Origin of the sequence: Endozoicomonas sp. ALB115 (assembly GCF_049310245.1) — a bacterium.
Taxonomy (GTDB): domain Bacteria; phylum Pseudomonadota; class Gammaproteobacteria; order Pseudomonadales; family Endozoicomonadaceae; genus Endozoicomonas.
The window spans coordinates 1-6,881 of record NZ_JBLYZG010000114.1 but is presented as its reverse complement, the minus strand read 5'-3'; the positions used below and the strand labels follow the sequence as shown (position 1 = coordinate 6,881).

Here is a 6,881-nt window from a genome sequence, read left to right as displayed (position 1 = left end):
ATCACATAAAAGAAGGCGGGCAGGTGCTGCGTACGTGACTGGTGAAGAACATTTAGCAGAGCAAACCAACCCGGCAAAGAGGAAGAAAACAAACAGTCAGTAATCGCCTTCCTCCCATCATGACTCAAGTAAACTTTTTTGCAAAATGAACTTCTGAACTGCACAGTAGTCTGCTTTTTATATTTTCATGCATTAATGAAATATAATTATGGATAGAAGTTCTGCCGGTATCAGTGATAAACACTCAAGACCAGGTAATGATTACAACCAACCGGATGACTCTGCCCCTTCTTCAAGACGTGGGCGATATAGAAATGCCATAGTCAGGCGGCGTGATAGTCACCCCCGCCCTACCCCGAGATATAATGAATTTCACCATTCTTCTGGCACACGCCCTTCTCAATATTTAATGCACCGTTCAGTCAACTCTGCTCAAGATTTTAATGCCCTCATCCAACAGGAAATAATGGATGATCTGGTGAGTAAATCGGATCGTTTAGGTCATCGCTATGATGGGAGAGATCACGGCCTATATGCCAGTTTAATTAAAAAATACTCATCAGCTGCTAAAAGACCGTTAAATCGAACAGAACAAAGACAGCTGATGCGTTTGCTACAAAATTTCACAGCAACACGGAGCTGGAATTGGCGAAGCCTGACGACAACATTTCACTCATTGACTTCAGCAGGTGTTTTTACCCCTCATAAACCCATTGATGAGCGTGTCAAGCGTACTCAAGCTGCCTTATTGTCAAGGCTACTGGATGCAATAAGATTCAAGTGCAACAAAAAAGCTGAAGCATGGGATATGGATGCCCAGGGAATCGCCAACCTGCTGTGGGCCATGACGAAACTGGTGGACAACGGGCAGGAGCAGACACCAGAATTCAACAAGGCCATGGCCGCGCTGTTGCCCCACGTGAACGCACAGAAAGCTCACTTTAAACCACAGGAAGTCACCAACCTGGTGTGGGCCATGGCGAAACTGCTGGACAACGGGCAGAAGCTTACAGCAGAGCTTAACGAGGCCGTGGCCGCCCTGTTGCCCCTCGTGCAAGCACAGAAAAACCAACTTAATGCCCAGGGCATTGCCAACCTGCTGTGGGCCATGGCGAAAATGGTAGACAACAGGCAGGACCGGATACCAGGACTCAAAGAGACCGTGGCCGCGCTGTTGCCCCATGTGAACGCACAGAAAGACCAATTTATTCCTCAGGCTATCACCAACCTGCTATGGGCCATGGCGAAACTGGTGGACATCGGGCTGGAGCGGACACCAGAGCTCAACGAGACCGCGGCCGCGCTGTTGCCCCGCGTGAATGCACAGAGAGACCAATTTATTCCTCAGTATATCGCCAACCTGCTGTGGGCCATGGCTAAACTGGTGGACAATGGGCAGGCGCGGACACCAGAACTCAAAGAGGCCGTGGCGGCGTTGTTGCCCCACGTTAAGGCACAAAAAGACCAATTTATTCCTCAGCATATCGCCAACCTGCTGTGTGCCATGGCGAAACTGGTGGATAGCGGCCAAGAGTGGACACCAGAGTTCAAAGAGGTCGTGGCCGCGCTGTTGCCCCGCGTGAACGCACAGAAAAACCAATTTAATGCCCAAGAAATCGCCAACCTGATGTGGGCCATGGCGAAACTGGTGGACAACGGGCAGGAGCCGACACCAGAGCTCAAAAGGGCCCTGGCCGCGCTTTTGCCCCACGTGAACGCACAGAAAGCTCACTTGAAACCACAGGAAATCACCAATCTGCTGTGGGCCATGGCAAAACTGGTGGATAACGGGCAGGAGCAGATACCAGAGCTCAACGTGGCCGTGGCCGTGTTGCTGCCCCATGTGAACGCACAGAAAGAACAATTTATTCCTCAGGGAATCGCCAACCTGCTGTGGGCCATGGCGAAACTGGTGGACAACGGGCTGGAGAAAACACCAGAGCTCAAAGATGCTGTGGCCGCGCTGTTGCCCCACGTAAATGCACAGAAAGCTCACTTTAAACCACAGGAAATCACTAACCTGCTGTGGGCCATGGCAAAACTGGTGGACAACAGGTACGAGCAGACACCAGAGTTCAACGAAGCGGTGAATGTGCTGTTGACCTGCGTGAACACACAGAAAGACCAATTTAATGCCCAGTGTGTCACCAACCTGCTGTGGGCCATGGCGAAACTGGTGGACAACGGGCAGGAACAGTCAGCAGAGCTCAAAGAAGCCGTGGCCGTGCTGTTGCCCCTCGTGAACGCACAGAAAGACCAATTTATTCCTCAGGGTATCGCCAACCTGCTTTGGGCCATGGCGAAACTTGGTGAACTCGTTGAGCTGAGCGTGGTTACCTCTACGTTCGAATCGCTTGTCTATCGCATCAGTGACAACGCTCAACTCTCTCAGCAAGCGATATCGATGTCTCTCTGGGCAGTAATGGTATGCTGTGCCAGGTTGTTTCTAGACTCCAATGCCAATAAAAATAAAGTGTTTGAAAAACACATGGATGACCTGTTCATTCGTCTGGAAAATACATCGCCAGATAATGAAGAGGATCAATCCATCATGATCATGGCTGCAAGTTGGCTTGGCAGAACCTGTTCGGCCGTCCTCCAATACCAGACAATCATTTCAAAAAACCAAGCCGACTTCCGTGATCAACTCAAATCATCTATTCCAGCTTTGAAGATCGAAGAAGAAAAGAGGCTGAACTCATTACCTCCGGTTGACCTGCTACTGCCAGATCACAACGTGGTGATTGAAGCTCAGGGACCGTCTCATTACGTGGGTGGTGATTTCAACACCAGGAACGGTTCGACTCTGCTTAAAATTGCACTGCTGCAAAAAGCAGGATTTGAGGTCATTGAAATCCCGGCTAACCAGCTTTTGAGCAACGATTTAATGAAACCATATATTGATCAAATAAAGACCAGGATAGGCACCCCGCCACAGGAGCATGGCTCTGTATCACTTAAAAGAAGGTGGACAGGTGCTGCATACATTACTGGTGAAGGACATTTAGCAGAGCAAACCAACCCGGCAAAGAGGAAGAAAACAAACAGTCAGTAATCGCCTTCCTCCCATCATGACTCAAGTAAACTTTTCCGCACAATGAACTTCTGAGCAGAACAGCAGTCTGCTTTTTATATTTTCATGAATTAATGAAATATAATTATGGATAGAAGTTCTGCTGGTATCAGTGGCAAATACACAACATCAAATAACGGTTACACCCAACCAAATGGCCATGCCCCTTCTTCAAGGCGTGGACGATACCGACATGCCACAGTCAGACAATGGAATCATCCCCCCCGCACGGCACCGCGTCGCAATCAATTTTACCATTCTTCTGACACACGATCTTCTCAACATCTACTGCGCCGTTCAGTCAACTCTGCTCAAAATTTTCATACCCTCATCAAACCGGAAATAATGGCTGGTCTGGTGAGTAAATCGGAACGTTTCGGTCATCGCTATGATGGGAGAAATCACGGTCAGTATGCCAGTTCAATCAAAAGATACTCATCAGCTGCTCAAAGACCGTTAAATCGAACAGAACAAAGCCAGCTGATGCGCTTGCTGCAAAATTTTACCGTAACACGGAGCTGGAATTGGCGAAGCCTGACGACAACACTTCACTCATTTACTTCAGCGGGTGTTTTTACCCCTCATAAACCCATGGATGAGCGTGTTCAACTCACTCAAGTTGCCTTATTGTCGACCCTACTTGATGCAATAATATTTAACAGCAACCAAAAACCGGAAGCCCGTGATATTGGTGCTCAGGAAATCGCTAACCTGCTGTGGGCCATGGCGAAACTGGTGGACAACGGGCAGGAGCGGACGCCAGAGTTCAACGAGGCCGTGGCCGTGTTGTTGCCCCATGTGAACGCACAGAAAAAACAATTTATTCCTCAGGGGATCTCCAACCTGCTTTGGGCCATGGCAAAACTCGTGGACAACGGGCAGGAGCGGACACCAGGGCTCAAAGAGGCTGTGGCCACCCTGCTGCCCCTACTAAATGCCAAGAGAGACCAATTTAAGGCCCAGGGTATTGCCAACATGCTGTGGGCCATGGCGAAACTGATGGACAACGATCAAAAGTGGGTACCAGGGCTCAAAGAGACTGTGGCCGTGTTGTTGCCCCACGTGAACGCACAGAAAAACCAATTTAATGCCCAGGAAATCGCCAACCTGCTGTGGGCCATGGCGAAACTGGTGGACAAAGGGCAGGAGCGGACACCTGAACTCAACGTGGCCGTGGCCGCGCTGTTGCCCCACATGAACGTACAAAAAGCGAACTTTAAACCACAGGCTATCGTCAACCTGCTGTGGGCCATGGCCAAACTGGTGGACAGCGGGCAGGAGCAGACACCAGAGTTCAACAAAGCCATGGGCGCGCTGTTGCCCCTGGTGAACGCAAAGAAAGACCAGTTTATTCCTCAGCATATCGTCAACCTGCTGTGGGCCATGGCAAAACTGGAGGACAACGGGCTGGTGCGGACACCAGAGTTCAACGAGGCTGTGGTCGCGCTGCTGCCCCTCGTAAACGCACAGAAAGACCAGCTTAGTCCTCAGCATATCGCCAACCTGCTGTGGGCCATGGCAAAACTGGAGGACAACGGGCAGGAGCGGACACCAGGTCTCAGCGAGACCCTGACCCTGCTGTTGCCCCACGTGAACGCACAGAAAGCTGACTTTAAACCTCAGGAAATCACCAACCTGCTGTGGGCCATGGCGAAACTGGTGGACAACGGGCAGGACCAGACGCCAGAGTTCAAGGAAGCCGTAGCTGCGCTGTTGCCCTGCGTGACTGTACTAAAAGCCAACTTTACTCCACAGCATATCGCTAACCTGCTGTGGGCCATGGCGAAACTGGTAGATAACGGGCAGGAGCAAACACCAGGGTTGAAAAAGGCCGTGGCCGCGCTGTTGCCCCACGCAAATGCACAGAAAGACCAATTTACTGCCCAGGGCATCGCCAACCTGCTACTGGCCATGGCGAAACTGGTAGATAACGGGCAGGAGCAAACACCAGAGTTCAAAAAGGCCGTGGCCGCGCTGTTGCCCCGCGTGAACGCACAGAAAGACCAGTTTAGTCCTCAGCATATCGCCAACCTGCTGTGGGCCATGGCGAAACTGGTGGACAACGGGCAGGAGCCGACACCAGGTCTCAACGAGGCCGTGGCGGCGCTGTTGCCCTTCGTGCACATACAAAAAGCTAACTTTAACCCACAGGAAACCGCCAACCTGCTTTGGGCCATGGCGAAACTGGTGGACAACGGGCAGGAGCAGACACCAGAGGTCAACGAGGCCGTGACCGCGCTGATGCCCCTCGTGAATGGACAAAAAGCAAACTTTACACCGCAGGGTATCGCCAACCTGCTTTGGGCCACGGCGAAACTGGTGGACAAGGGGCTGGAGCAGACACCAGGTCTCAAAGAGGCCGTGGCCGCCCTGTTGCCCCTCGTGAACGCACATAAAGCGGACTTTAAATCACAGGAAATCGCTAACCTGCTGTGGGCCATTGCGAAACAGGGTGAACTCGTTGAGCTGAACGTGGTTACCTCTGCGTTCGAATCGCTTGTCTATCGAATCAGTACGAACCCTCAGCTTTCTCAGCCAGAGATATCGATGTCTCTCTGGGCCTTAATGGTATGCTGTGCCAGGTTGTTTCTGGACTCCAATGCCAATAAAAATAACCTGTTTGAAAAACACATGGATGACCTGTTGACTCGCCTGGAAAATACATCGCCAGATAATGGAGATGATCAATCCATCATCACCATGGCTGCAAGTTGGCTTGGCAGAGCCTGTCCGGTCGTTCGCCATTACCACACAAACATTTCAAAAACCCAAGCCGACTTCCGCGATCAACTCCAATCATCTATTCCATTTTTGAAGATCGAAGAGGAAAAGAGTCTGAACTCACTGCCTCCGGTTGACCTGCTACTGCCAGATCACAACATAGTGATTGAAGTTCAGGGTCCCTCTCATTATGTGGGTGGTGATTTCAAAACCAGGAAGGGTTCGACTCTGCTGAAAATCGCAATGTTGCAAAAAGTGGGATTTGAGGTCATTGAAATCCCGGCTAACCAGCTTTTGAACAAAGATTTAATGAAACCATATATTGATCAAATAGAGATCAGGATAGGCATCCCGCCACAGGGTCATGACTCTGTTTCACTTAAAAGAGGATCGACAGACGCTGCATACGTAACTGGTGAACAACATTTACAAGAGCAAACTAACCCGGCAAAGAGGAAGAAAGCAAGCAACCAGTAATCGCCCTCCTCCCATAATGACTCAAGTATACTTTGCCGCACAATGAACTTCTGGGCATAACAGCAGTCTGCCTTTAATATTTTCATGAATTAATGAAATATAATTATGGATAGAAATTCTGCTGGTATCAGTGGTCAATACCCAAGATCAGATAACAGTTACAACCAACCGAATGGCCATGCCCCTTCTTCAAGGCGTGGGCGATACCGACATGCCACAGTCAGACCATGGAATCATCCCCCCCGCACGGCACCGGGCCGCAATGAATTTTACCGTTCTTCTGGCACACGCTCTTCTCAATATCTACAGCGTCGTACAGTAAACCCTGCTCAAGATTTTAATGCCCTTATCAAACAGGAAGTAATGGATGACCTGGTAAGTAAATCGCATCATTTCGGTCATCGCTATGATGGGAGAAATCACGGTCAGTATGCCAGTTCAATTAAAAAATACTCATCAGCGGCTAAAAGACCGTTAAATCGCACAGAACAAAGCCAGCTGATGCGTTTGCTGCACAATTTTACCGTAACACGGAGCTGGAATTGGCGAAGCCTGACGACAACACTTCACTCATTTACTTCAGCGGGTGTTTTTACCCCTCATAAACCCA

3 protein-coding genes are annotated in these 6,881 nt (G+C 50.1%); all 3 read left to right on the top strand.

Annotated elements, in window-relative coordinates:
- Positions 1-208: 208 nt before the first annotated feature.
- Positions 209-3,055, top strand: coding sequence for a DUF1601 domain-containing protein (locus ACO6VE_RS23470; protein WP_422463815.1), 2,847 nt, complete (start codon positions 209-211; stop codon positions 3,053-3,055).
- Positions 3,056-3,160: 105 nt separating this feature from the next.
- The gene (locus ACO6VE_RS23465; protein ID WP_422463813.1) at positions 3,161-6,271 is read left to right on the top strand and encodes a DUF1601 domain-containing protein; all 3,111 of its coding nucleotides are present in this window, start codon (positions 3,161-3,163) and stop codon (positions 6,269-6,271) included.
- 105 nt (positions 6,272-6,376) lie between these two features.
- On the top strand, positions 6,377-6,881 hold a 505-nt coding region (locus ACO6VE_RS23460), incomplete at its 3' end, for a hypothetical protein (RefSeq protein WP_422463811.1).

Coding starts and splice junctions, on each gene's coding strand:
- ACO6VE_RS23470 (WP_422463815.1), top strand. CDS start 209: ATGGATAGAAGTTCTGCCGGTATCAGTGATAAACACTCAAGACCAGGT.
- ACO6VE_RS23465 (WP_422463813.1), top strand. CDS start 3,161: ATGGATAGAAGTTCTGCTGGTATCAGTGGCAAATACACAACATCAAAT.